This window comes from Streptomyces sp. CB00316, from assembly GCF_001905595.1.
Classification (GTDB): domain Bacteria; phylum Actinomycetota; class Actinomycetes; order Streptomycetales; family Streptomycetaceae; genus Streptomyces.
In genome coordinates this window covers 599,665-625,202 of sequence record NZ_LIXI01000005.1, presented here as the reverse complement: position 1 = coordinate 625,202, position 25,538 = coordinate 599,665, and the positions used below count along the sequence as shown (strand labels likewise).

General features: G+C 71.2%; 25 protein-coding genes and 1 pseudogene. 21 read left to right on the top strand and 5 right to left on the bottom strand.

The window, feature by feature from the left end:
• Position 1 precedes the first annotated feature (1 nt).
• The 11 genes from AMK21_RS17445 to AMK21_RS17395 all read left to right on the top strand — a co-directional run bounded on the left by AMK21_RS17445 (position 2) and on the right by AMK21_RS17395 (position 8,889).
• Positions 2–454 (top strand): TadE family protein, encoded by a 453-nt coding sequence (locus AMK21_RS17445; RefSeq protein WP_073878861.1) that lies wholly within the window; start codon positions 2–4, stop codon positions 452–454.
• A gap of 3 nt (positions 455–457) precedes the next feature.
• Entirely contained in the window at positions 458–868 is a 411-nt protein-coding gene (locus AMK21_RS17440) for a TadE/TadG family type IV pilus assembly protein (protein WP_073878859.1), read from the top strand.
• Positions 869–943: 75 nt separating this feature from the next.
• Positions 944–2,281 (top strand): CpaF family protein, encoded by a 1,338-nt coding sequence (locus AMK21_RS17435; RefSeq protein ID WP_073878857.1) that lies wholly within the window; start codon positions 944–946, stop codon positions 2,279–2,281.
• A 10-nt stretch (positions 2,282–2,291) separates the two neighbouring features.
• On the top strand, positions 2,292–3,236 hold the full coding sequence (locus AMK21_RS17430) for a type II secretion system F family protein (protein ID WP_073878855.1): 945 nt from the start codon (positions 2,292–2,294) through the stop codon (positions 3,234–3,236).
• Between the two features lie 23 nt (positions 3,237–3,259).
• On the top strand, positions 3,260–4,147 hold the full coding sequence (locus tag AMK21_RS17425) for a DUF5936 domain-containing protein (protein ID WP_073878853.1): 888 nt from the start codon (positions 3,260–3,262) through the stop codon (positions 4,145–4,147).
• Positions 4,148–4,231: 84 nt separating this feature from the next.
• Positions 4,232–5,623 (top strand): sensor histidine kinase, encoded by a 1,392-nt coding sequence (locus tag AMK21_RS17420; RefSeq protein ID WP_073878852.1) that lies wholly within the window; start codon positions 4,232–4,234, stop codon positions 5,621–5,623.
• A 44-nt stretch (positions 5,624–5,667) separates the two neighbouring features.
• Positions 5,668–6,546, top strand: a complete 879-nt coding sequence (locus AMK21_RS17415) for a response regulator transcription factor (RefSeq protein ID WP_073878850.1) — start codon at positions 5,668–5,670, stop codon at positions 6,544–6,546.
• Positions 6,547–6,750: 204 nt separating this feature from the next.
• Complete coding sequence (locus AMK21_RS17410; protein WP_073878848.1) at positions 6,751–6,981, top strand: hypothetical protein; 231 nt, start codon at positions 6,751–6,753, stop codon at positions 6,979–6,981.
• Positions 6,981–7,589 carry a pilus assembly protein TadG-related protein gene (locus AMK21_RS17405; protein ID WP_073878846.1) on the top strand — a complete coding sequence of 203 codons (609 nt, stop codon included), beginning with the start codon at positions 6,981–6,983 and terminating at the stop codon, positions 7,587–7,589. Before AMK21_RS17410 ends, AMK21_RS17405 begins: the two co-directional genes overlap by 1 nt.
• Before the next feature lie 29 nt (positions 7,590–7,618).
• On the top strand, positions 7,619–8,239 hold the full coding sequence (locus tag AMK21_RS17400) for a hypothetical protein (protein ID WP_073878844.1): 621 nt from the start codon (positions 7,619–7,621) through the stop codon (positions 8,237–8,239).
• Between the two features lie 8 nt (positions 8,240–8,247).
• Positions 8,248–8,889, top strand: coding sequence for an OmpA family protein (locus tag AMK21_RS17395; RefSeq protein WP_073879189.1), 642 nt, complete (start codon positions 8,248–8,250; stop codon positions 8,887–8,889).
• Positions 8,890–9,385: 496 nt separating this feature from the next.
• On the opposite strand, the gene AMK21_RS17385 is transcribed toward AMK21_RS17395, so the two are convergent.
• On the bottom strand, positions 9,386–9,985 hold the full coding sequence (locus AMK21_RS17385) for a hypothetical protein (RefSeq protein WP_073878840.1): 600 nt from the start codon (positions 9,983–9,985) through the stop codon (positions 9,386–9,388).
• A gap of 33 nt (positions 9,986–10,018) precedes the next feature.
• The gene (locus AMK21_RS17380; protein ID WP_079181180.1) at positions 10,019–12,076 is read right to left on the bottom strand and encodes a hypothetical protein; all 2,058 of its coding nucleotides are present in this window, start codon (positions 12,074–12,076) and stop codon (positions 10,019–10,021) included.
• A 283-nt stretch (positions 12,077–12,359) separates the two neighbouring features.
• On the opposite strand from AMK21_RS17380, the pseudogene AMK21_RS17375 reads away from it, so the two are divergent.
• The 3 genes and pseudogenes from AMK21_RS17375 to AMK21_RS17365 all read left to right on the top strand — a co-directional run bounded on the left by AMK21_RS17375 (position 12,360) and on the right by AMK21_RS17365 (position 14,748).
• Positions 12,360–12,953: pseudogene (locus AMK21_RS17375) on the top strand (hypothetical protein).
• Positions 12,954–13,050: 97 nt separating this feature from the next.
• Positions 13,051–13,470 carry a hypothetical protein gene (locus AMK21_RS17370; protein ID WP_234421961.1) on the top strand — a complete coding sequence of 140 codons (420 nt, stop codon included), beginning with the start codon at positions 13,051–13,053 and terminating at the stop codon, positions 13,468–13,470.
• A 78-nt stretch (positions 13,471–13,548) separates the two neighbouring features.
• Positions 13,549–14,748 carry a hypothetical protein gene (locus AMK21_RS17365; RefSeq protein ID WP_073878836.1) on the top strand — a complete coding sequence of 400 codons (1,200 nt, stop codon included), beginning with the start codon at positions 13,549–13,551 and terminating at the stop codon, positions 14,746–14,748.
• 3 nt (positions 14,749–14,751) lie between these two features.
• On the opposite strand, the gene AMK21_RS17360 is transcribed toward AMK21_RS17365, so the two are convergent.
• Complete coding sequence (locus tag AMK21_RS17360) at positions 14,752–15,150, bottom strand: DUF192 domain-containing protein (RefSeq protein ID WP_073878834.1); 399 nt, start codon at positions 15,148–15,150, stop codon at positions 14,752–14,754.
• A 124-nt stretch (positions 15,151–15,274) separates the two neighbouring features.
• Here AMK21_RS17360 and AMK21_RS17355 point away from each other — a divergent pair, with 124 nt between their 5' ends.
• From AMK21_RS17355 to AMK21_RS17345, 3 genes are all read left to right on the top strand, one after another.
• Positions 15,275–16,099 carry a prepilin peptidase gene (locus AMK21_RS17355; protein ID WP_073878832.1) on the top strand — a complete coding sequence of 275 codons (825 nt, stop codon included), beginning with the start codon at positions 15,275–15,277 and terminating at the stop codon, positions 16,097–16,099.
• 82 nt (positions 16,100–16,181) lie between these two features.
• Positions 16,182–17,000: a class I SAM-dependent methyltransferase gene (locus tag AMK21_RS17350; RefSeq protein ID WP_073878830.1), complete on the top strand. Its 819-nt coding sequence runs from the start codon at positions 16,182–16,184 to the stop codon at positions 16,998–17,000.
• 127 nt (positions 17,001–17,127) lie between these two features.
• Positions 17,128–17,571, top strand: a complete 444-nt coding sequence (locus AMK21_RS17345; protein WP_073878828.1) for a hypothetical protein — start codon at positions 17,128–17,130, stop codon at positions 17,569–17,571.
• A 68-nt stretch (positions 17,572–17,639) separates the two neighbouring features.
• Here AMK21_RS17345 and AMK21_RS17340 read toward each other — a convergent pair whose 3' ends face one another.
• On the bottom strand, positions 17,640–18,806 hold the full coding sequence (locus tag AMK21_RS17340; protein ID WP_073878826.1) for a winged helix DNA-binding domain-containing protein: 1,167 nt from the start codon (positions 18,804–18,806) through the stop codon (positions 17,640–17,642).
• 357 nt (positions 18,807–19,163) lie between these two features.
• Positions 19,164–20,213, bottom strand: a complete 1,050-nt coding sequence (mgrA, locus tag AMK21_RS17335; protein ID WP_073878824.1) for an L-glyceraldehyde 3-phosphate reductase — start codon at positions 20,211–20,213, stop codon at positions 19,164–19,166.
• Between the two features lie 222 nt (positions 20,214–20,435).
• Between mgrA and AMK21_RS17330 the strand changes: the two genes are divergently transcribed.
• The 4 genes from AMK21_RS17330 to AMK21_RS17315 all read left to right on the top strand — a co-directional run bounded on the left by AMK21_RS17330 (position 20,436) and on the right by AMK21_RS17315 (position 25,491).
• A complete protein-coding gene (locus tag AMK21_RS17330; RefSeq protein ID WP_030561350.1) occupies positions 20,436–21,197 on the top strand; it encodes an isoprenyl transferase in 762 nt (253 codons plus the stop codon).
• 368 nt (positions 21,198–21,565) lie between these two features.
• Positions 21,566–22,888, top strand: coding sequence for a PhoH family protein (locus AMK21_RS17325; RefSeq protein WP_073878822.1), 1,323 nt, complete (start codon positions 21,566–21,568; stop codon positions 22,886–22,888).
• Between the two features lie 389 nt (positions 22,889–23,277).
• Entirely contained in the window at positions 23,278–24,000 is a 723-nt protein-coding gene (locus AMK21_RS17320) for a transglycosylase SLT domain-containing protein (protein ID WP_073878820.1), read from the top strand.
• A 120-nt stretch (positions 24,001–24,120) separates the two neighbouring features.
• A complete protein-coding gene (locus AMK21_RS17315) occupies positions 24,121–25,491 on the top strand; it encodes an AI-2E family transporter (RefSeq protein ID WP_073878818.1) in 1,371 nt (456 codons plus the stop codon).
• Positions 25,492–25,538: the final 47 nt, after the last annotated feature.

Below are 25,538 nucleotides of genomic sequence, written 5' to 3'. Positions count from 1 at the left end.
GATGACGACCACCACGAGGACAGCCCGCACCGGCATACGGGGGCTCAGGGGCCTTTGGGAGCGCCCCGGCCCCAGGCGTCTTCGGCGCCTGCGGGGAGATGACCGGGGACAGACCGCCGTCGAGTTCCTGGGCATGACCCCCTTCATCATCCTGATCATGCTCGTGCTCTGGGAGTGCGCCCTGATCGGCTACACCTTCAGCCTCGCGGGCAACGCGGCTGACGTGGGCGCGCGCAAGGGGAGCGGAGCGGAGTACGGGGCGGGCGCGGCGTGCCGGGCGGGTGCGCTGGAGGACCTGCCCGACGCCTGGTCGAGTGCGGCCCGGGTGAGCTGCGGCCCGGGCTCGGGCCTGTACGAGGCGAAGGTGACGCTCAAGGTGCCGGTGCTGGTGCCCGGCCTGTTCGACCTCGACATCCCCATCAAGGGCGAAGCCGGATCGGCGCTGGAGGACTGAGTGATGACGCCAACCGCCAACGCGTCGCTGAACACCCGGCAGCCGCGCCGGGGCCAGGAGCGGGACCAGGGCCGGGACCGCGGCCAGGTCGCCATGGAGTACCTCGGCTTCCTCCCCCTCCTGCTCCTCGTCGCCATGGGGGCCCTCCAACTCGGCCTCGCCGCCTACGCCGCCAACCAGGCGGGCACGGCCGCACGCGCCGGAGCCCGTACGGCGGCCAGCTACGACGCGCACGGCGACCCGCGGTCGACGGCCCGCAGCGCCATGAGCGGCTGGCTGGGCGACGGCGGGTTCCGTTACGGCCAGAGCGGCGGCCGGGACATCACCGTCACGGTCGAGGTCAAGGTCCCCCTGGTCGTCCCCGGCCTGGACGGCTGGTGGGCGAAGCGGAGCGCCACGATGCCGCGCGAGTAGCGCCACGGACGGCACGGACGCCAGGGGCCGGCCGGAGGAACAGCACCATCCGCGACACCGAGGAGAGTTGGGCAGATGAGCCTGCGGGCACGCATGACCGCCCCGGACGAGCACGGCGGCGCACGGGAGGACGGCCACATGGTGGCCACCTACCGGGCGAAGCTCCTGGAGGAGATCGACCTCGCGGAGATGTCCTCGTTGGCCGCCGCCGACCGGCGGGCCCGTCTGGAGCGCGTACTCGGCCACATCATCAGCCGCGAGGGCCCGGTCCTCTCCACCGTCGAGCGCTCGCAGCTGATCCGGCGCGTCGTGGACGAGGCGCTGGGCCTCGGCATCCTGGAACCGCTCCTGGAGGACGCGTCGATCACCGAGATCATGGTGAACGGCCCCGACCAGATCTTCGTCGAGCGCAGCGGCAAGGTCGAGCAGCTCCCGATGCGCTTCGGCTCGCACGAGCAACTGATGCAGACCATCGAACGCATCGTGTCGACCGTCAACCGCCGCGTGGACGAGTCGAATCCGATGGTCGACGCACGGCTCCCCAGCGGTGAACGTGTCAACGTGATCATCCCGCCGCTCTCCCTGACCGGCGCCACGCTCACCATCCGCCGTTTCCCGCGCTCCTTCACCCTCCAGGAGATGATCGGCTTCGGTTCGCTGGACGAGCAGATGCTGATCCTGCTCGCCGGGCTCGTCCAGGCCAAGTTCAACATCATCGTCTCGGGCGCCACCGGCACCGGGAAGACGACGCTCCTCAACGCGCTCTCCGGGCTGATCCCGAACACCGAGCGCATCGTCACCATCGAGGACTCCGCCGAACTCCAGCTCCAGCAGAACCATGTGATCCGGCTGGAGTCCCGCCCGGCCAACGTCGAGGGCAAGGGCCAGATCACCATCCGCGACCTGGTCCGCAACTCCCTGCGTATGCGCCCCGACCGCATCGTCGTCGGTGAGGTCCGCGGCGGCGAGTCCCTCGACATGCTCCAGGCGATGTCGACCGGCCATGACGGCTCGCTCGCCACCGTCCACGCCAACAACGCCGAGGACGCGCTGATGCGTCTGCAGACCCTCGCCTCGATGTCCGAGGTGGAGATCCCCTTCGAGGCGCTGCACGACCAGATCAACAGCGCCGTCGACGTGATCGTCCAGCTCACCCGGCACGCCGACGGCACCAGGAAGATCACCGAGATCGCGGTGCTCGACTCGCACGGGCGCGACCCGTACCGGATCGTCACGGCGGCCCGGTTCGACGGGCAGCCGATGGCGGCGGACGGCCGCATCCACGGCCGCTTCCAGTACCTGCCGCTGCCCCGCAGGGTCGCCGACCGTCTCTACATGGCGAGCCAGCCCATCCCGCAGGCGTTCGGCGTCGCGGAGAGCGCCGAACAGCTCGCCACCCGAGAGGCCAACTAGGTACCGAGCCATGGACAACGTCAACCTCCCCCTGGTCACCGTCGGCGTCACCCTTCTCGCCTGTGTGCTCGGCGTGATGGGCCTGTACGCCTACTCCGGCGGCAAGGCCGACCGCGACGCGCTCGTGGAGCGGCTCTCCCATGTCGGCCAGGTCCCCGAGACGGGCCGGCACCGCCGGTTCAGGGGCCTGGACCGGCGGCTGCGGGCCACCGCGCTCGGCCGGAAGCTGGAGCTGAAGCTCGCGGCGACGGGGATGGAGCTCACCCCCGGCGAGTTCTTCGTCTACGCGCTCCTCGCGATGGCCGGGCTGTGGATGATCGCCTCCTCCATGCTCGCGGCCTTCTTCGGTCCGGTCGCCGCGCTGATCGGCCTCTGGGGCACCAACGCCTTCCTGAACTGGCAGCGGACCAAGCGCACCGAACGCTTCATCAACCAACTGCCCGAGCTCTCCCGCATCCTGGCCAACGCCACCCAGGCGGGCCTGGCCCTGCGCACCGCGCTCTCCATGGCGGCGGAGGAGCTGGAGGACCCGGCGGGCGAGGAACTGGCCCGGGTGGCGCGGCGGTTGGCGGTTGGCGAATCCCTGGACGAGGCACTGAGCGAGCTGACCGACCGGCTGCCGTCCCGCGAACTGGTCGTCCTGGTGACCACGTTGGTCCTCTCCAACCGGGCGGGCGGCACGGTCGTCAGCTCGCTGCGCAACCTCACCGAGACGCTGGAGGAGCGCAAGGAGACCCGCCGTGAGGTCAAGACCCAGCTCTCCCAGGTCACCGTCACCGCCTACGCCGTACCGGCCTTCGGGATCGGCGCGATGCTCCTGATGAACGCGGTCATGCCCGGCGCCCTGGACCGCATGACCGGCGCCTTCATCGGCCAGGCCGCAGTGGTCGTGGCCATCGCCCTGTACGCGATCGGATTCGTGGTCATCCGCCGCCTGTCCCGTATCGACGTCTGACACCAGGAAGAAGGGGGACGGACATGGACCTGCTGCTAGCCCTGGTCGTCGGCCTCGCCGTCTACGGGGCCATCCACGGCATCCGGATGTACCGGGCCGACGCCAAACTCCCCGGCGACCTCGCCGTGGCGCTCGAATCCGGCTCCTCGCGCACCGGCGCGGTGGGCTCCGGCATCGACCGGCTCGGCATCCGCTGGGCCCCCATGGTGCTGCGGATGATGGGCCCCAAGGCGGTCAACAAGAAGCGCCGCCAGATCGACCTGGCCGGAAACCCCGGCGGCCTCACCATCGACCGTTACGCGGCCCGCCGTGCGGTCTACGGCGCGCTGGGCCTCCTCGGCGCCTTCTCGATGCTCCTGCGCGGCCAGCTCTTCCTCGCCCTCCTCATGGTGGCGTTCGGCCTGTTCTGGGTGGAGGCGGGGATCTGGTCGGCGATCCGGGTGCGCCGGGAGCACATCGAGCGCACCCTGCCGGACTTCCTCGACGTCCTCGCCGTCGTCGTCTCCGCGGGACTCGGCTTCCGGCAGGCGCTGGACCGGGTGGCGGAGAAGTACGAGGGCCCCTGGTCCGACGAACTGCGCATCACCCTGCGCCAGATGGACATGGGCGTAAGCCGCCGCCAGGCCTTCGAGGAGCTGCGCCGGCGCAACGACTCGGAGCAGGTCGCGATGTTCGTCACCACACTCCAGCAGGGCGAGGAACTGGGTGCGCCCATCGTCGAGACGCTCATCCAGATCGCCAACGACATGCGCCGAACCGACGCCCAGAACGCCCGCCGCAAGGCGGCCAAGGCGGTCCCGAAGGCGACGTTCGCGGTGACGTCGTTCCTGCTGCCGGGCACGCTCGTTCTCCTCACGGTCGGGTTCGTGTACGGGGCCGATGTCGACTTCTCGTTTCTCACGGGCGGCTGACATGAACGGCCGGAGGGGTGGGGACGACCGGGGCAGCGGACTCTTGCGGAGTTCTACGGAGCACGAGGCGGAGGTGACAGGAACATGGCATACCAACTGAGCGGTTCCCAGCCGGGTCTCACCGCCGACCTGACCCGGGCCCATGCCGGCACCCCGGCCGCCCCGGCCTTCGCCATCCAGGTCAACGCCCTCCAGGCCATGTGCCGCCAGGTCTTCGGCTTCCGGCTGGCGATGATCGCGATCGCGACCCCGTACGCCATCGGCCACACCGCCCCCGGCCTGCCCACCTGGTTCATCGGCTCGGCGGTCCTGGTCACCTTCATGGGCTCGTACGTCCTGTTCCGCGACTGGGAACGCTTCGGCCCCGTCCTCCTGCGCCACCCCTGGCTCCTCGCGGTCGACGTGGCCTTCGGCTCGCTCCTGCTGATCACGGCGACCCCCGAGTCGACCCTCGCGTACGTCACGGTCTGCACCCCGCTGCTGGCCGGCCTGGTCCAGGGCTGGCGGGGGGCGGCGGTGTTCGCGGCGCTCCAGGTGGTGATCGTCTTCAGCGTGTACACGAGTGTCCCGAAGCTGGAGGCGGGCGGGGCGACGGGACTGCTCCTGCCCGGCTTCTGCGTGATCGCCGGGGCGGTGGGGGTCACCCTGCGCAACCTGCTCCTGCGGTTCGGGACGGCCACCCAGGCGCTCACCGAGACCCGGGCGCGGCTGGCGGTGAACGAGGCGGTGGAAGGCGAACGCACCCGCCTGGCCCGGGAGATGCACGACTCCGTCGCCAAGACCCTGCACGGCCTGGCCCTGGCCGCCGACGGCCTGGCGCGCTCGGCCGACCGGATGGACCCGCCGACGGTCCGGCACCAGGCGGAACTGGTCGCCCGGGCCGCGCGCCGGGCCGCCGCCGAGTCCAGGGAGCTGCTCACGGACCTGCGCCGCGAACAGGGCCTGGAGGGCGGCGTGGACATCCTCACGGAACTGGCGGCCCAGGCGGGCGACTTCACCGCCCGCCACCCGTTGACGGCCACGTTCCGCCGCCTCGCCGAGGAGACCCCGGTCCCGCCCATCCCTCAGGCGGTGGCCCGCCAGCTCCTCACGGTCGCCTCGGAGGCCCTGGAGAACGCGCACCGCCACGCGGGCCCCACGTACCTGGTCGTCCTGGCCGGAGTGAAGGACGACGTGCTGCGCGTGAGCGTGTACGACGACGGCCGCGGCCTCCCCGCCGGAACCACCCTGGAGGGCCTACGCCGGGCGGGCCACTTCGGCCTGGTCGGCATGGTGGAGCGCGCGGCGTCGATCGGGGCCCGTATCCGGATCGGCCGGGGCAAGGCGGAGCGGGGGACGGAGGTACGGGTGGAACTCCCGCTGGCGGCGCTGGAGCCACCCCCGACGCATCCGCCCCCGCTCGCGCCGGCCCCGGACCCCGCACGCCTCCAGGCCCCCGCCCCCACCCCCCACGTGTCATCCCCGCGTCCCTTGTGACCCCCGTGATCCCCATGCCCCCGACCCGGAGAGGAGGCCGCCGCATGCCGGACGACGTCTTCGAAGCAGGACCCCCGCACCCCGCGACCGGTCCCCCCGCCCTGCCCCCCGCTCCCGCCACGGCCCGGCTCCGGGTGGTGGTGGCCGACGACAACCCCGTGGTCCGGGCCGGCCTGGGCGTCCTGCTCTCGGGCCGGGCCGACATCCAGGTCGTCGCGGAGGCGGCGGACGGCCGGGAGGCGTACGAGAAGACGCTCCACCACCGCCCGGACGTGGTCCTGCTGGACGTCCGTATGCCCGGCGTGGACGGCATCTCGGCGCTGCCGCACCTGGTGGGCATCGCCCCCGTACTCATGCTGACCTACAGCCGTGAGAGCGAGATCGTCCACGAGGCCCTGCGCCTGGGCGCCGGCGGCTACCTGGTGCACGGCGAGTTCACGGCGGACCAGCTGGTGCGGGCGGTACGGGACACGCGGAACGGCCGCGCCAACTTCACGGCCACGGCCGCCGACGCCCTGCTGGCCCATATGCGCCACGGCACGGTCCCGGGCCGCGCCACCCTGCCCGACGGCCTGGGCGCGGCACTCACGGCGGCGCCCGTCCAGACACCACCACAACAGCGCGAACATCCCGAAAGCCTTTCGCAACTGCAACCCCTTGTGGGACAGTCTTCTGTGACCGGGGGGTCGGTCTCTCCCCCCAACAGGCACCAGTACGGGCTGAGTTCGAGGGAGGTGGAGGTCATGGAGCTGATTGCGTCCGGAATGAGTAATCAGCAGATCGCCGCCACCTGCTTCATCAGCGAGAAGACCGTCAAGAACCACATCAACCGCATCTTCACCAAGCTCCACAGCACCAGCCGCAGCGAGGCGATCGCCCGCTGGCTCGGCACGGCCCCCCGGGACCCCGGACGGCACCCATGACCGGCGGGATGCCCAATGAGGGGGCCCAGGAGACCTTTTGGGCCCGGGAATGGGCCCACGGACCCTCGGAGCGTGCGGGGGTACCCTCCTATATTTCTCCCGTCGTTCCCGGCACCGGCCAGGAGGAAGCCGGTACCGGGAACGCCACCGCAGAAACGCCCGAGTCGGCCGGCAGACGGTCGGCCGAACCAGGAGGGGAACACCATGTCGGACATCACCCTGAAGACCGCCGTCCGCGTCAACGGCTGGGCCAACACGGCCGTCAGCGCCATCCAGAAGCGGTACGCGGCGAAGGACCGGGGGCAGACGGCGTTCGAGTACCTGGGCATCATTCTGGTGGTCGTGGCGATCATCGGCGCGATCGTGGCGACGGGCATCGGCGGGGCGATCTCCACGCGCATCAGCGGGCTGGTGGATTCCATCACCGCCCAGTGATGATCGGTCGTTCCCGCAACGACGGAGGGCAGGCTTTCCCCATCTACGTCATGATGGTGGCGGGCCTGCTCTTCCTCGCGTTGGCCTTCTTCGCTGTCGGCAAGGCTTCCGCCTTGCGCAACGGGTCTCAGGGTGCGGCTGACGCCGCCGCACTGGCCGCCGCTCAGAGCGCACGCGACGACTTCGGAACGGGGTTCTACGCCTCGCTCCCGGGCAACACGCTGGACCTCTTTATCGGCGCGCCTTTCGTTCCGCCCTGCTCCGAGGCCGAGCGGTTGGCCGACGCCAATGACGCCGACAAGACCCTCTGCATTCCGGACTACGGGCACCTGCGCGACCGGATCACGGTCGAGGTCAAGGGGCGCAAGCCGGTGGACTCGCCGGTCATCCCCGGCACGAAGAACACGTTCGCCAAGGCCAAGGCCACCGCGCTCATCGAGTTCCGCTGCCCCAATCCGAAGGCTGTGGACTTCAACAGTGACGGAGTCCAGGATCTCTTCATCTTCACGTGCCGGAACGGCAAGATCCTCGAGATCGCGCCGGGCAGCCCTCCACCATGGGAGAGCGTGAGCAGGACTCTCTTTGATGTGCGGTTGGTCGACCAGTGACAGCGAACGATGAGTAGAGGAATCCGATCATGAGCATTCGGCACACCACGACAGGCCGAAGGGTGCTGGCGGCTGCCGCTCTGACAGCCGTCTTCGGCCTGGCTCTCACCGCTTGCGGTGACGGCGGCGGTAGCGACGAGGCCCAGCAGGGCGGGGAGAACTCTGCCAAGCCCTCCGCATCCGCTACCCCTTCCACGGAAGAGAAGGGCGAACAGCAGCCGGACACCGCTGCCGGCGAGAATGTGGACCCGAATGTCAAGCTGGCAGAAGTCCGCGGTGACGGGCTGATCCTGACCATCCATCAGGCCAAGCGGGACTCAGGCGGCTTTGTCACCGTGCAGGCGTCGATCAAGAACGAGGGCACGCAGACGAAGAATACGACTGCATGGGCGGGCACCGAGTCAGCACTGCTTGCGAGGAACCCGAACTCGGTCGCCGGAGCCACTCTTGTCGACAAGGTTGGCAAGAAGCGCTATTACATCTTGCGTGACACCGAGAGCCGTTGCCTGTGCACGACCGGCATTCCGCCTCTTCTGGCCGGGAAGACCACTTCCGTGTTCATGCAGTTCCCGGCACCCCCGAACACGACGACGGAGGTCGACTTCACTCTGCCGACCTTCGCGACGACATCGGTAAAGATCTCCGGGTGACGGCCGACATGACGCACACACGCACCCGCACGAGGCCGGCGGCCTTGTCGGCCGCCTCGCTCCTGGTCGTCGCGAGTCTCACGCTGTTCGGGGCGACACCCGCCCTGGCCGACGACGGTCCCAGCGTCCCACCGGGCACGGAGGCCCAGTCGGTCCCGCCGGTCGAGGTCGACGCCAACGACCCGGACCTCAAGATGCCCGACGGCGGCACGCTGGGGCCCGCCAAGGTCCTCGACATCGTCCAGGTGGTGGAAGACCTGGGCGGCGAGGAGCGCCGTGAGGACAGCAACGCCGACATCAAGTTCGCGCTCCAGGCGGAAGTCCTCTTCGGCAAGGACAGCGCGAAGCTGAGCTCGGCCGCCAACGCCCGTATCGCCGCCATCGCCGACGAGATCAAGAAGCAGAACGCCACCAAGGTCCGCGTCTTCGGCTTCACCGACAACCTCGGCTCCTCCGCCCACGGCGACGTGCTCTCCAAGAAGCGCGCCGACGCCGTGCACGGGGTGCTCTCCAAGGCGCTCGGCCCCACCATCACGTACGAGATCCGGGGCTACGGCGAGCAGTACCCGATCGCCAGCAACAGCAACGAAGAAGGCCGGAAGAAGAACCGCCGAGTGGAGGTCTCCTTCCCTCGTGGCGAGGGCTCCTGACCTCCGGGCCTCCGTCGTTTCCGCTCTGTGGGCCACCGGGGGCCCGGCACCGCGAAGTGCTTGCGCGGTGCCGGGCCGCCGGTCGTGACAGCAGCTGGCCCTCCTTGCCGCCCTGCGATCGGACGCAGCCTGCTCGTCGCAGCGATGCGCACCCAGCGATCACCCGGCATGCCCTGCGCCTGTGAACCCTGGCGGCCTTGCTACCTGGAATGTTCGGAGGATGAAGCAGCTGTGCGGAAAGGGCGTTGTGGCGCGTACGGGGGAGTCGAGACAGTGGTGGTGGACACGGGTGCGCCGTTCGACACGTTGTACGCGGTGCAGCTGGGGGCGCGGGAAGACGGGGAGCGGGTCCAGGAGCTTCTGAAGCAGGCGAAATCAACCTTCAATGACGCGAAGCTATTCTGCGGCGTGCCCCAGCGTGCTGGACCGCCCTCCCCTGCGGAGGCCCCCCTTACCGGACCGCCTTCCTACAAGCTGGGGTCCGCCTAGGCACGCCCTACTTGACGGTGACCGACCCCACGAACGCGTCCAGGTCCCCCCCGTCCACCGCGCCCTTCACCGCGGTCAGCCGCACCACGAACGGCACGCCCCCCGAGTCCACCCCCGCCACCAGGACCCCCGTCATCGGAGTGCCCCTGTTCGGGGTGTCGTTCTGGCCGTCCGCCGTGAAGTCGTAGTCGATGCGGCGGGCGTCCAGGGCGCTCGAAGGGCCTGCCAGGCGGACGTCCTCCGTCGCCTTGCGGGTGGAGCCCAGGCCGATTCCGGCGCCTGCCGCGGCCGCCGCCTCGGCCGCGTCGCTCACGCCCGTGGCGAAGTTCAGCTGGACGGAGACCATGCCCGTGCGGATGCCGTCCTCCACCCTCAGGGCGACCGCCGCGTTGCTCCTGCTCCGCTCGGCCGCCGGCTGCTCCGCGTACCCCTGGCCCTTCGGGTAGCCGACGCTCAGGCTGTCCGTGTCCAGCGTGGACCAGCCCTCCGGGATCGAGGCTTCGCCCTCGGTGTCGTCGCCGCAGCCGGAGAGTGCCAGGAGGAGGGACAGGCCCAGAGCGGCCGTCGCGGCCCGCCTGCCCGCGTGGAGCCTTCTCGTCATCGTCATCGCCTCTCAGGTCCACCGTGTGCGCGGTGGACGTCAGTTCGCGCAGTAGCTGTACGGAAGATACGTGCGGCCGTCACCCCGCGGCGCCCCCAGGAACCGTGCGTCCGTCAGCGTCTCCTGCCTCTGCTCGTCGGAGAGGGAGAACCCGAGGCTCATCCCGAGCGAGATCTCGAAGCCGAACTCCTGCGCGTCCGTCTCCCCGAGGTAGCGCATCGTGCTGGACAGGCCGTCCTCGAACATGAGCCGTTCGAAGGGGTCGTTGCCCGTGGGGCGCGTCTCCATGCCGCGGTCGCCGAAGAGGTACGCGAACGGGGCGGTGTTGTCGCCCGAGCCGTCCAGCCACTGTTCGGCGACGGTCCGCTTCGCCTCGGTGGCCGCGTCGGTCTCCTTGCCGAAGACGATCGAGTTCGTCACCACGTCGATGCCGCTCTCGCCCGAGGGGTCCGACACGCTGCCCTTGCCTCCGCGCTTGTCGGCCCCCGTCTCGCCGTTGTCACCGCCCACTTCGACCTTCCCGGAGGGGGAGCCGGTCTCCACCGTCTGCGTCATGTCGATGCGGACGATCTTCCCGGTCTTCTGGTCGCGGGTGACGGTGATGGCCCCGGTGCGGTTCTGCTTGCCGCTCAACGTGCCCTTGAGCGGGCCCGTGTTGCCGCTGAGCTTGCCTTCCAGTTCGAGCTTGGCGGTGTACGTGTACGACTCGTTGCCGCCCACGTCGTCCTTGGCGATCGTCACCTCGGGCGAGAACGTGGCCTTTCCGCCCAGCTTGGCGCCGAGCTCGTCCTCGTCGCCGCCCTTGACGGACAGGCCCCCGTCCGCATAGGCGTTGAGGCCGACCGTCGAGTACGAGATCTTCTTGTCGCCGATCTTCCGCTCGATGTCTTCCTTCTTCTCCGCCCACTTCATGCCGGAGTACCAGTTGCCCCCGTACCCGCCACCGTGCTTGGTGGCGGTCTCCCACATCTTCATCTCCTCGATGTCGTCCCGCATCTTCTGCGCCTCTTCCTCGCTCGCGAAGATCCAGGTGTCACCGTTGGTGATCTTGATGCCGCCGCCGATGTCGATGTCCGCCTTGCCGAGCTTCCCGAGCTTCACGCCCGGCGTGCCGGCCGTGCCACCGGCGGAGGCCGCGTCGGTGAACGTCATGGAGACGACCTTGTCGCTCCCGTCGACCCTGCCGTCCCCGTTGACGTCGGTGTTGGCCTGGGAGACCTTCTGCTGGAAGCCGTACTCCTCGCCCCACTCGAACCAGCCGATCTTGACCTTGCCGCCCGCCTTGTCCGAGACGGACGAGATCTGGCACATCTTCGGCTCGTAGTCGGCGTCCGTCCTCGGCTGCGCCTCAGGGTCCCCGCCACCCGTGGTGCACGACCCGCCGCCCCCGGCCAGCGCACTGATCGCGCAGCGGATACGTTCCCCGATCTGCCCGCCGACCCCCGCCATCGCCATCGCGCCGATCAGCGTCACGACGAGGACCACGACACCCAGGTACTCCGTCGCCGTGGCGCCGCTGTCACGCCAGTTGTACGAGTACGTCGGCGGGGGAGCGGGCCGGGTGGCGCGCTCCTCCAGGAGCCGGTCGACGGCCAGGCCCGACGCCGCACCCGTGGCCAGCGCCACCACGGGCATCAGGACGCCCTCGATCCCCACGGCCTCCCACGAGACCGCGAAGCCGTACGCCAGACCGGCCGTCGGTACGGCCAGCGCGGCGAGCAGGTAGAGGGCGCGGGAGGCGCGGTGCTCGTCGGGGAGCATGCGGGCGGCGGCCAGGACGGTGAGCAGGGTGACGGCGAGCGCGGGGATGTGCAGCAGGGACAGCCGCCAGCCGAACGACTCCAACCGCGCCTCACTGCCGAGCAGTTCGAGCAGGACCCGGCTCGTCAGGAATCCGGCGCCGAGATACACCAGCGCGCCCGCCGCCCAGCTGCGGGTCAACGCGAAGAAGCGGCCGCCCGGTTCCGTGCCTGTCAGGGCGCCGGAGCCCCCTGCACCCCGGCGTCCTGACGGTATGTGGCCCGCGCGCCTGTCTCCCATGCCCCCGCCCCCGTCACCGCCACCGTTCACGGTGCACCCTCTCTTCGCGCCCGCCATCCGCAACTCGGCAACTCGGCACCTGAAAGCACTGTGTGTGCTGCCGGCCGGCCGTGAGCGTACGGCCGGGACACGTCCCCGGGCGCGGGTCCCCGGCCCCAAAGTCGGGCCCAAGTCGGCCGGGTGCGGCCTTTCGCCTCGCTCTTTGGGCCGCCCGTGGGTCCGTGGGCCCACGCCGCACCCGCCGGCCGCTCGGTACGCTCGGAGACGCCGATGGACCCTCACTCTTGCATTTGCGCACGCGAATTACTAGATTCATGTCGTCATGAGGGCGGGGGCGTCGATGAGTGCCGGTTTCTTCCACTCGTACCACCTGGGCTGGACCCGGCTGGACGCCGCGACGCTCCTGGGTGACCTGGAGGAGTAAAAGCTTCGCCCTGTGCATCCGGTGACCGGGCGGTCCGTGCTCGTCAGCCTGGACCACTTCTCGTCCGGCGCCCGTTCGCCCGTGACGCGGGAGCAGCTTCTCTCTCTTTCCGGTCTGCAAAGGCTCCAGAGGGTCGGTTTCCGGCTGTGGATGGACGAGGGACCCGATCTCCTCGTACGCATACGGCGTGCGCGCGGTGGCGTCGTCGCCGTCGAGTTCTCCGTGGGGGAGCTGCCGCCGGTGGAGCGGGAACGGGCGGTGAGCGCCGTCCGGCGGACCGTCGGCCGGGCCTGCGTGCTCTGCATCGGCTTCGTCGTCGACCGGAGCGGCGTGACGGCCGGCACCGACTGGGACGGGGTCGTCATCGAGGGCTCGGCGCCCCTCGACTGCTGGCCGGACGCCGTTGCCGTACGGGCGGAAATCGCCTACAGGCACCCGCAGTTGACTGTGATGGACGCCACCACGATCTCGCCCTGGAAGGTGTTCGGGAGTGCCGTCCCCAGCCTGTGAGCGCGGCGTCCGCATGTGCCCCGGGCATGGGTCCTCGGACCCAAGACGCCTGCCGGTGATGGGAGTTAGCGTCGGCCGTCGTAACCGATCAAGGAAGGTGACGACAGACGTGCAGACGGCGGAGCAACTGACGCTGACCGATGAGGAGTCCCGGCTCCTGCAACTGGGCCTGATCGAGTGGTGCGGCCCGGCGCGCTCCACGGAGGAGTTCGCCCTGGCCATGGGCTTCGGCGGCACGGAGGACCTCCACTACCGCTCGCTCCGGATCCGTGCGGCCCTGATCGCCCGTGAGGCGCTGGAGCCGATGGACTGGGCGCGGGCGCTCCTCGCCACCGAGCTGGCCTTCGCCAGTGACGTGGTCGGCTCCGGCTACGAGTGGTCCACCACGACCGGCTGGTCCGACGAGAGGACCGTCCGCGTCTTACGGTCCACCCAGCTGAAGCTGATCCGCACGGTCGCCCCGCTCGTCGGCCACGGCCTCGGCACCCGCCCGGCCCTCCGCCCGGCGATCGGCTGACGGCCACCGAGGACCGGGCCGCCTGGGGGCCGAGGCGCGGAGGGTCGGGACCCCCAGCCGGAGGAGACAATCGGCAATATGTCCGACCACCAGCTCCGTCCCCGGTTGCCCGGCGCCCCGGCCCCGCACCCCCGCGGCCCCGGCCCCCGCACGGCCGCCGCACTCCGGGCCGCCGCGCCCGCGCTCGCGGTCTATGCCGCCGTCCGGGCCCTCGGGCTCCTGGTCCTGTGGGCGGCCGCCCAGGCCTTTGGCAAGGACCCCCTGACGCGGCTCACCGGGCGCTGGGACTCCGTCTGGTACCAGCGCATCGCCGAGAACGGGTACGGCTACACCGTCACCCTCCCCGACGGCGCCCTCCACTCCGACCTGGCCTTCTTCCCCCTCCTCCCCGCCCTGGAGCGAGGGATCCGCGAGGTGACTTTGCTCACCCTCGGCGGCGCCGGCCTCCTGGTCGCCTGGACGGCCGGGCTGCTCGCCGCCTGGGGCATCTTCGCTGTCGGGGCGGAGCTGTACGGGCGGCGTACGGGGGTGGTGCTGGCCGCGCTGTGGGGCGTGTACCCGACGGCGTTCGTCCAGTCGATGGCGTACACGGAGACGCTCTTCACCTCACTGGCCGCCTGGGCGCTGTACGCCGTCCTCAAGGGCCGCTGGCTGGTGGCGGGCGCCCTCTGCGTCCTGGCGGGGCTCACCCGGCCCTCGGCCGCCGGCCTCATCGCGGCCCTGGCGATCACGGCCGGCGTCACCCTCGTACGGGAGTACCGCGCCGGACAGGGGATCGGCCCGGTGCTCCGCCGCAACACCCGGATGATCGCCGGGGTGGCGCTCGCCCCGCTGGGCTGGCTGGCGTACGTGGTGTTCGTCGCCGTACGGGAAGGCAGCCCGTTCGCGTACTTCGACGTCCAGGCGCAGTGGGGCAACAGCATCGACGGCGGCCGTGCGCTCGCCGCCTTCATCGCCGGGCTGCCGCTGCCCGCCGCCCTCGGGCTCTGCGCGGCGCTCGGGCTGCTCGGCTGGCTCGTGGTGCTCTGCGTACGGCAGCGGCAGCCGCTGCCCCTCCTCGTCTACGGCATCGCGATCGTCGTCATCTCGCTGATCGGCGCCGGGTACTTCGGCTCGCGGCCCCGCCTGATGATGCCCGCGTTCCCGCTGCTCCTCCCGCCCGCCGCCGCCCTGGCGCGGTTGCGGAGCGCGGAGCGGCCGGCCGCCGTCATCGCCGTACTGGCCTGCGCCTCGGCGGCGTACGGAGCCTGGACCCTGCTCGGCACGGGTCCTCCGTAGGCCCTACGGGGTGCCGGACGCGGGCCTTCCCCAGGACGTGCCTATCGCCCGCAACTCCAACCGGACGCCCGGCCGCACCCCCCACCGTTCCATCGCCCCCGCCTCCGCCTCCACCACATGGCGGGACCGCAGCCGGGGCAGGCCGAGGCGGCCGGGCCTCATCGTGCGGACCGCCAGCACGGTGAACTTCCGGTCCAGGTACGCCACATCGATGGCGAACCGCATCCGGAAGGTGTGCACGCTCCCGGCCGGCGTGAGCAGCAACGCCCCGTCGATCCCGTCCCGCCCCAGCAGCCCGCGCGTACGGGTCCGGTACGAGGCCGCTATCCGCAGCGGCACCTCCCGGGCCCCCGCGTCCCCGCCGACCGTCAGCGTCCCCTCGCCATCACGCCAAGTCCTCATGGGCACCGACCGTAGCCCTCGACGTCCACCCCTGGGTCCCGAACGGTCCCGAACGGTCCCGAACGGTCCGGAGTGGGCCCCAGGGCCCAAGCCCCCTGTCCGCGCGGCCGATTAGGGTCGTGGTGTGGACCTCGTGCTGCTCGCCGTCGCCGCTGTCTGGGGTGGTGCCACCGGACTGCTGATCCCGCGCGCCGCGTACCGGTTCGCCGTCGAACCCGAGGAGCCCTGGCGCACCGCCTGCCCCGCCGGGCACGCGTTCACCGGCCCGTTCGGCGGCTGGTGGGGCCCGGCCCGCTGCACGTCCTGCGCATCCCGCGCGCAGACCTCCGTACGGTACGGGGACGAGGCGGAAGCCCGTGTCCCGCACGGGGAGGAGGCCGAAGGAGACAAGCGCCCCACCCCTCTCCCGTACGCCCCCGGCGCCCTGGCCCCTCTCGTCACCGCCCTCGCCTGCGTCGCGCTCGCCGCCGCCACGGGGCCCCGGCCCGAGCTCGTCGGATGGCTGTTCCTCGGCCCGCCCGCGGTCCTCCTCGCCACCGTCGACCGCCGCGTCCACCGGCTGCCCGACCCGCTCACCCTCCCTCTGGCCGCCGCGGCCGTCCTCCTCCTGGGCGGGGCCGCCCTGCTCCCCGGACACGCCGGATCCTGGACCTCCGGGCTTCTCGGCGGGCTGGTGCTCGGCGGCTTCTACCTCCTGCTCTTCCTCGTCAACCCGAACGGCATGGGCTTCGGCGATGTGAAGCTGGCCCTCGCCCTGGGCGTCGCCCTCGGGTGGTACGGCTGGGAGGTGCTGTTCCTGGGAGGATTCGCCGGATTCCTGTTCGGCGCGGCGTACGGACTCGGCCTCGTCGTCCTGCGCCGGGCGGGGCGCGGGACCGCCATCCCGTTCGGCCCGTTCATGATCGCGGGGGCGCTCACCGGGGTGCTGCTGGGGGCCTTGACGGCCTGAGCGCCCGAGCGCGTACGCCCATGGGGGTGCGGGCGCCGGAATCCATTCGCGCCACCTGCCCCCGGCCTGGCACGATTCCCGTATGTCCGGACAGTCCCCTCCGCCCCCTCCGCCTCCCGCGCCCTTCTCCTCCCCCGCCTCCCGAGACCGGTTCGAGGCCCTCGTCGCCGAGGCCGGCTCCGTCTCCGTGGACGGGTGGGACTTCTCCTGGCTGGAGGGCCGGGCCACCGAGCAGCGCCCCTCCTGGGGATACGCCCGCGCCATGGCCGGCCGGCTCGGCGAGGCCCGCGCCGCGCTCGACATCCAGACCGGCGGCGGCGAGGTGCTCGCCGCCGCGCCGAAGCTCCCTCCGGTCACCGTGGCCACCGAGTCCTGGCCGCCGAACATCGCCCGCGCCACCGCGCTCCTGCACCCCCTCGGTGCCGTCGTCGTCGCGGACGCGGACGAGCCGCCGCTGCCCTTCGGGGACGCGGCCTTCGATCTGGTGGTCAGCCGGCATCCGGTGACCACCTGGTGGGAGGAGATCGCCCGGGTGCTCGCCCCCGGCGGTACGTACTTCTCGCAGCAGGTCGGCCCGGCGAGCGTCTTCGAACTCGTCGAGTACTTCCTCGGCCCGCAGCCGCCCGAGGTGCGCCGAGGCCGCGACCCGGAGGACGCGCGCGCCGCCGCGGAGGCGGCCGGGCTGGAGGTCGTCGATCTGCGTCCGGAGCGGCTGCGCACCGAGTTCTTCGACATCGGTGCGGTGGTCTACTTCCTGCGCAAGGTGATCTGGATGGTGCCGGGATTCACCGTCGAGCGGTACCGGCCCCAACTGGCCGCACTCCACCGGAAGATCGAGGAGGAGGGACCGTTCCTCGCCCACACCACCCGCTTCCTGATTGAGGCCCGTAAGCCCCTGTGACGTATCAGGGGGTGTCAACCTGCTTACCCCGGACGCCAGTTCAGCTTTGCCCGCCAGGCAACGCGATCGCGCGAGCCGCCGTCCTACACGGTGGGAGCAGGTCCAGCGAGGGAGACGGGGAGCGGACATGACGGTGGAGAGGGAAGAGTGCGGCAGCCCGGTCGGGCGCGCCCGGAGCGGCAACTCCGACTGGCTCACGGGTTCCCGGATCACCGCCGTGCAGGGGGTCTTCTACCGGCCCGAGGGGCGCGCTGGCGAGCCGGAGGCCGTGGAGTTCGTGATCGACCGGGGTCAGTCCGTCCTGCTGACCTGCACCTCCGACTGGACGTTATGCGTCACCCCGGGCGCCTGGCCGCTGCTGCCCGACTGGTGCGTACCGGCGATCCAGTGGCAGCACGCCCCGCTGACGCAGCTGCCGCCGGTGCCGTACGAGGGCGGCTGGACGGTCGTCGGAACGCTGGAGCGCAGGGACGGGCGCGGCGAGGTCCACGAGGCGGTGATCCGCTGCGCGGAAGGCGACTTCGTGGTCGCGGCGGGAGACACGCTGGCGGTCCGCTTCCACCCGCACTGAGGGGCCCCGCCGAGGGCCCCCGTTGAGTGGCGCCGCGGAGAGGGCCCAGTCGCCCCCGCCCCGCCCCCCTACGCGTGCGGCCCCACCGACACCACCCCCACCGTCAGCTCCGCCCGCCCCTCCATGATCGCGCCCACCCGCTCCACCTCGTGCTCCAGCGCCCGCAGCCGCCCCGCCCGCAACGGCTCCAGCGGCTCCACCGTCACCGTGATCCGCTTACCCGCACGGCGCTGGTGCCAGACGCCCGCGACCGTGCCGTCCACCAGCAGCACCGGGTAGTTCCCCGCCTGCCCGCCCGCGAGCGCCCGCTCGGAGGCCCGGCCGGGGAAGAGCCGCTCGCGGGGCTGCGAGGCGATGGTGAACGCGTCGAAGTAGGGGAGCAGGCGCACACCCCGTACCGGACCGGTCGGGAAGCCCGTGTCGCCCGCCACCACCCAGGCGGGCCCGGCGTCCTCGAACGCGACCTCCTCGATCGCCCCGGAACCGGCCAGCGAGGTGAACAGCCCTTCCGCCCACCGCTTCGGCGCGGCGAGCCAGCGGGCGAAGTGGGCCGGGGTGGCCGGGCCGTACGCGTACAGGTATCGCTCCACCAGCGCTGCCCGCGCCTCCGGCCCGGGCAGCGGGGCGCATCCGGGGTTCGTGTAGGCCGCCCGGCGGCCCCGGTTCGGGGCGTAGGCCAGCGCGCCCCGGTGTCCCGCCAGATGCAGGACCTGCCGCCAGCGCGGCCACATCTCCTGGAAGCCGGGCATCACCAGGTCCCCCGCCCACGGCCCGGTCCGGGCGACGACCTCCTCGGAGAGCTCGTCGACCGTGAGCTCCGCCCCGGTCAGCGCCGCCCCGATCGCCGCCACGACCTCCTCCACCTGCTCCGGGGTCATCCGGGCGTCCTTGGGGAACGGATTCGGGCCCGTCGGTACGGCGGAGAGCGCGCCGGTCCACAGCGGCAGGTCCGCCGCGGGCAGGAGGTGGACCGTGCCGCGCGGCCCGAACGTCTTGACCAGGCTCCGGTCGGTCCACAGAGCGGTGCGCACGTCCGTGCGCCTCAGGTCCTCGCCGCGCAGCCCCACCGAGAGCTCTGCCGCCGACAGCACCTGGGCGTGCGTACCGAGCATGGCGCCGACCGCTTCGGCGGGGGAGAGGCCGGGCGCCGGGCCCGACAGGTGCTGGCGGGCCAGCCTCCGGGCGTTCGCCTCGGGCCAGGTCACGGTCACGGTCGCACGGGCGCGGGTCGTCATGGAACGAACCTAGGGCCCCTTCAGGTCGGCTTCTGTCCGCAAGGGCGGCCGCCCCGCCCCCGCGTGGCGTCAAGTCCGCGCCGTTCCGCGCCCCCTCGACACCGGGGACGAATCCGGGCCGTGAGCCCTGGCCGACGGGCCTCCTCCCGGCCCCGTTACGGAGTCAGGCACATCCGGAGAGTAGTTGTGGAGTGGCGCGGCACGCGGCAGCACTTATGAAGGGTTATGGTGGAAACCCCCCCTCGGGCCGGTCCGTATCCCCCCACGGACCGGCCCGTTTTTTCTGCCCGGCCCCGGACCCTCACCCGCCGGAGTTCCCCCAAGCCCTCCGGGCCCCCTGAGCCCCGCGACCAGGCGTCAGCCGCGTCCGGCCCAGATGTTGGTGCCCTCGGTGTCCACGGCGAAGGCGTCGATCTCCTTCAGCTCCCCGGCCGTCAGCGCCGGTCCGGCCAGCGCCGCCACGTTCTCCTCCAGTTGCCGCACGCTCGACGCGCCGATCAGCGCCGACGTCATACGGCTGTCGCGGAGCACCCACGCGATGGCCAGCTGGGCGAGCGACTGGCCGCGGCCCTGCGCGATGTCGTTCAGGCCGCGCAGCCGGCGCAGGACCTCGTCCGAGAGCAGGCCCGGGTCCAGCGACTTGCCCTGGGTGGCGCGCGAGCCCTCCGGGATGCCCTTCAGGTACTTGTCGGTGAGCAGGCCCTGGGCGAGCGGCACGAAGGAGATGCAGCCCATTCCGGCCGCCTCCAGGGTGTCGAGCAGGCCGTCGTCCTCGATCCAGCGGTTGATCATGGAGTAGGACGGCTGGTGGATCAGGGCCGGGACGCCCATCTCCCGCAGCAACCCGGCCGCCTCGGCGGTCTGCTCGGCGTTGTACGAGGAGACGCCCGCGTACAGTGCCTTGCCCTGCCGCACGGCGGACGCCAGGGCGCCCATCGTCTCCTCCAGCGGGGTGTGCGGGTCGAAGCGGTGCGAGTAGAAGATGTCGACGTACTCCAGGCCCATCCGCTTCAGCGAGGCGTCGAGCGAGGACAGCAGGTACTTGCGGGAGCCCCACTCGCCGTACGGGCCGGGGCGCATCAGATAGCCGGCCTTGGTGGAGATGACCAGATCATCCCGGTACGGGGCGAAATCCTGCGCGAACAGCTTGCCGAAGTTCAGCTCGGCCGAGCCGGGCGGCGGACCGTAGTTGTTGGCCAGGTCGAAATGGGTGACTCCGAGATCGAAGGCGCGGCGCAGGATCGCCCGCTGGGAGTCCAGCGACCGGTCGTCGCCGAAGTTGTGCCACAGGCCCAGCGAGAGGGCGGGCAGCTTGAGCCCGCTGTGTCCGGTGCGGCGGTATCGCATCGTGTCGTAGCGCGTGTCGGCAGCGCGGTAGAGGAGGTCGGGGGAGAGGTAATCAGTCATTTTCCCTCCTTATCACGGAGTTGTGACAGACCGGGTTGGGCCCCCGTGACCCGATCGCAGTAATGTGGCGGCTTCGGGGAAAGCCGACGTGCGGCGCGGCTCGTACCCGCGCGGGTCCGTGCGGACCGCGCGGCGTTCCCCTGCGGGGGCGGACCCCGGATGACCCCCCGGCGACGGGGAGGGCGGGCCCCGTGCCCGTACGGAACCGAGAGGGTGAACTCAGTGAACTTCCGCGACCTGGTGTACAGGCTCTACGCGCGCCGGGTGGAAGGCCGCCTGGACCACGACCAGGTGCCGAAGCACATCGGGGTCATCCTCGACGGCAACCGCCGGTGGGCGAAGGCGTCCGGCGGCTCGGCCGTGCAGGGTCACCAGGCGGGCGCGGACAAGATCTCCGAGCTGCTCGGCTGGTGCAGCGAGACCGATGTCGAGGTCGTCACCCTCTGGATGCTCTCCACGGACAACTTCGACCGGCCCGAGCACGAGCTCAAGCCGCTCCTGGGCATCATCGAGAACACCGTGCGCAACCTCGCCGCCGACGGCCGGTGGCGCGTCCACCACGTCGGCACGCTCGACCTGCTGCCCGCCGAGACGCAGACGGTGCTCAAGGAGGCCGAGCAGTCGACGTCCCACGTCGACGGGATAATCGTCAATGTCGCGGTCGGCTACGGCGGCCGCCAGGAGATCGCGGACGCCGTCCGCTCGCTGCTCCTGGAGCACTCGGAGCGGGGCACGACCTTCGAGGAGCTGGCGGAGATCGTCTCCACCGACCTGATCTCCGAGCACCTCTACACCCGCGGCCAGCCCGACCCCGACCTGGTGATCCGGACGAGCGGCGAGCAGCGTCTGTCGGGCTTCATGCTCTGGCAGAGCGCCCATTCGGAGTACTACTTCTGCGAGGTCTTCTGGCCGGCCTTCCGCAAGGTCGACTTCCTGCGGGCGCTGCGCGACTACGCCGCCCGCCACCGGCGCTACGGGGCCTGAACGGCCCCCTCACCCGCGTTCCCCGACGGCTCCCCCATATAGGGGAGCCATCGCGCGTCCACCGGGACTTCTCCACACCGTGTCATATGCGGCGGCATGGCTTCGGGCCGAACAGGGAATACCCCTGACAGGTCGACATCCGGTCACCAACCAGGCGGATGTCGCATCCAAGTGAGCGGCGCCCAGTCCGCTCGCCCGGGAGGCCCTTTGCACACGAAGGACCGTAGACGCAGTCAGCCTGCGGCCGACGCGGAGGCCGCGGTCCGGCCCGAGCGCAGGGGCCCGATCCCGGTCCGTCCTCTCCCTTCGGGAAGCTCCGCGACCGTTCGTCGCACTCCCCGACCTCGTCCGAGGGGGTACGTCCTTCCGTGGTGACCAGCAGCAAGCGCCGCATGCCCGACAGGCGCACATACGTTCTCGACACCAGCGTCCTGCTGGCCGATCCCGGCGCCATGGCCCGCTTCGACGAGCACGAAGTCGTGCTGCCGATCGTGGTGGTCACGGAGCTGGAGGCCAAACGGCACCATCCGGAGCTCGGATACTTCGCCCGGCAGGCCCTGCGCCTGCTGGACGACTTCCGGATCCGGTACGGCCGGCTGGACGCCCCGATCCCGCTCGGGGATCTGGGCGGGACGCTCCGCGTCGAGCTCAACCACTCCGACCCCGGTGTCCTGCCCGCCGGATACCGGCTGGGGGACAACGACTCACGGATTCTCGCGGTCGCGCGCAACCTCCAGGCGGAGGGGTACGACGTCACGGTCGTCTCCAAGGACCTGCCCCTGCGGATCAAGGCCTCCTCGGTCGGCCTCCTCGCCGAGGAGTACCGCGCCGAACTCGCCATCACCGACTCCGGCTGGACCGGAATGACGGAGCTGTCCCTCTCGGGGGAGCAGGTCGACCTGCTCTTCACCGAGGAGACGCTCTACGTCCCCGAGGCCGCAGAGCTGCCCGTCCACACCGGCCTGGTCCTCCAGTCCGAGCGCGGCAAGGCGCTCGGCCGGGTGACGGCGGAGGGCGATGTGCGGCTCGTGCGGGGCGACCGGGAGGCCTTCGGGATCCACGGGCGCAGCGCCGAGCAGCGGATCGCCCTCGATCTGCTCCTCGACCAGGACGTCGGCATCGTCTCGCTGGGCGGCCGGGCCGGCACCGGCAAATCGGCCCTCGCCCTCTGCGCCGGCCTGGAGGCGGTGCTGGAGCGCCAGCAGCACAAGAAGGTGATGGTCTTCCGCCCGCTGTACGCGGTGGGCGGCCAGGAGCTCGGCTATCTCCCCGGCAGCGAGGCCGAGAAGATGAGCCCCTGGGCGCAGGCGGTCTTCGACACGCTCTCGGCGGTCGCCGGGCGCGAGGTCATTGAGGAGGTGCTGGGGCGCGGGATGCTGGAGGTCCTGCCGCTCACCCACATCCGCGGCCGCTCGCTCCACGACGCGTTCGTGATCGTGGACGAGGCGCAGTCCCTCGAACGCAACGTGCTGCTGACCGTGTTGTCCCGGATCGGGGCGAATTCACGCGTGGTGCTCACCCATGACGTGGCCCAGCGGGACAACCTCAGGGTCGGCCGGTACGACGGAGTCGTCGCCGTGGTCGAGAGGCTGAAGGGGCATCCGCTCTTCGCCCATGTGACGCTCACGCGTTCGGAGCGTTCGCAGATCGCCGCACTGGTGACCGAAATGCTGGAGGAAGGGCACATCTGACCCGCATGTCCTGTTGATGCCGCCCGGCGAGCCAAGCACTCTAGCCGGGCGGCATCATGTTGCGCCGTCATTTCCGCAGAAACGATGGCCCAAACGGAGTGTGAGCTTTCCCACGCGACAGGGAATTGCCCTGTGGCGTCCCTGTCCGGCAGAGTCTTGCTTCCGTCAGGCCCCGCATACGGCACTTGGGCACCTCCAGAGGCGCCACGCACCACACAACTCAACACGAGACGCCCGTATGCCGCCCGCGAGCACCACGCGGCGACCCCTCCACCGGGGTTGCCCAACGGGCCCGTGCCTCCCGTGACCCACGCAGTAGGGAGGCCAGCGCCAGGGGCACGAACGCGCCCGCGAGGTCACCTAAGCGGACGATGCTGGAAGGACACCATGTGAGCCGGATCTCGGTCCGGGGGTTCGCCGTGGCATCTGCCACTGCGGTCACCACCGTTGGCGCCGTCGTAGGCGTTGCTGCGGGCGGCGCACCTGCCGCCGACGACAACAACTTCGAGGCTGCCGCAGCCGACACCACGCTGCTCGCAGACATCCCCGCGGGCCAGCAGGCCCAGGTCCAGACCGCTTCGCTGACGCAGCAGGCCGATGCCCAGGCATCCGCGGCCGACTCCGCCGCGAAGAAGTCGGCCGAGGAGTCCGCCCGCCTGCAGGCCGCCAAGGACGCCAAGTCCAAGAAGGCCGCGGCCGAGGCGAAGGCCGAGGCCGAGCGCCAGGCCGCGGAGAAGGCGAAGAAGGAAAAGGAAGAGGCCGAGCGTGCCAGCCGGTCCTCCGTCCGCGACGCCTCCTCGTTCTCCGCGCAGGGCTCGTACACCGTGGCCCAGGTGCAGGCGATGGCCCGTCAGATGGTCCCGGCGGACCAGTTCCAGTGCTTCAGCAACATCGTGAACCACGAGTCGACCTGGAACTACCGTGCGACCAACCCGTCCTCCGGTGCGTACGGACTGATGCAGGCCCTCCCGGGCCACAAGATGTCCTCCGCCGGCGCCGACTGGCAGACCAACCCGGCCACCCAGATCAAGTGGGGCCTCAGCTACATGGACAGCCGCTACGGCTCCCCGTGCGGCGCCTGGTCCTTCTGGCAGGCCAACAACTGGTACTAGGGCGAACAGCCCTCCCGAGGCCCCCCACCGCGAACGCGGTGGGGGGCCTCGCGCGTGTACGGTCGCATCCGGCGATCCAGGGCAGCGCTGGGGAGCGAAGATGGGGGAAGGGAAAGAGACATGTCGAAACTACCGGGCTGGCTGGGCCGCTTCGGGTCCGAACTGACGGAGCTGGGCGCACGCCTGGAAGAGCGCCGGGAGCGCGCCGCCGCGGATGACGACCCCTTCGGAGTGAACGGAGCGGCCGACGCCGCCCCGGACGACCCCGGCCAGGTTCCCGCGCCCCCCACGTACGCCCCCTCCGTCGCCGCCAAGCCCGATCCCGTCGCCGCGATCCCGTGGGGGATGCGGGTCGCGGCCGAGGCGGGGTGGCGGCTGCTCGTCCTCGCCGGGACCCTCTGGGTGCTGATGCAGGTGATCAGCGCCATCCAACTGGTGGTCCTCGCCTTCTCCGCCGCCCTGCTCGTCACCGCGATGCTCCAGCCGACCGTCGTCCGGCTCAAGCGGTACGGACTGCCGCACGGGCTCGCCACCGCCGTGACGGCCGTGCTCGGGTTCGTCATCATCGGCCTGGTCGGCTGGTTCGTCGTGTGGCAGGTGATGGAGAACCTCGACACGCTCTCCGACCGGGTCCGCGACGGCATCGACGAGTTGAAGCGCTGGCTGCTGGACAGCCCCTTCCACGTCACCGAGTCGCAGATCAACGACATCGCCAAGAACCTCAACGACACCATCGGCACCAACACGGAGGAGATCACCTCCGCCGGGCTCCAGGGCGTCACCTTCATGGTGGAGTTCCTCACCGGCCTGCTGCTGGCGATGTTCTCCACGCTCTTCCTGCTCTACGACGGCAGGCGCATCTGGGAGTGGTCGCTGAAGCTGGTGCCCGCCGCCGCCCGCCCCGGGGTCGCGGGGGCCGGGCCGCGCGCCTGGCGGACCCTGACCGCCTACGTACGCGGCACGGTGCTGGTCGCCCTGATCGACGCCATCTTCATCGGCCTCGGCCTCTACTTCCTCAATGTGCCGCTCGCGGTGCCGCTGGCCGTGTTCATCTTCCTGTTCGCCTTCATCCCGCTGCTGGGTGCCGTGGTCTCCGGGGCGCTGGCGGTGGTCGTCGCGCTGGTCACCGAGGGCGTGTTCACCGCGCTGATGGTGCTGGTGGTGGTTCTGGCGGTGCAGCAGATCGAGGGCCACATCCTCCAGCCGTTCATCCTCGGCCGGGCGGTGCGGGTCCATCCGCTGGCCGTGGTCCTCGCGGTGGCGACGGGCGGCCTGGTCGCGGGCATCGGCGGCGCGGTGGTCGCCGTACCGCTGGTTGCCGTCGTCAACACGGTGGTCGGCTATCTGCGGTCGTACGCGACCCCCGCGCCGGTCGGCGGCCGGCGCGGGGCCACCGCGCTGGGAGGCGCCCCGACGTCACCGCCGACCCCGCAGGAGGTGGCGGACGGGCCCGTCACCCCGGCCGCGTCCCTGGAACCGCCGGAGAAGTAGGCGTACAGCGGACGGAGAAGAGCCCCGGGGACGGTCGGTCGTCCTCG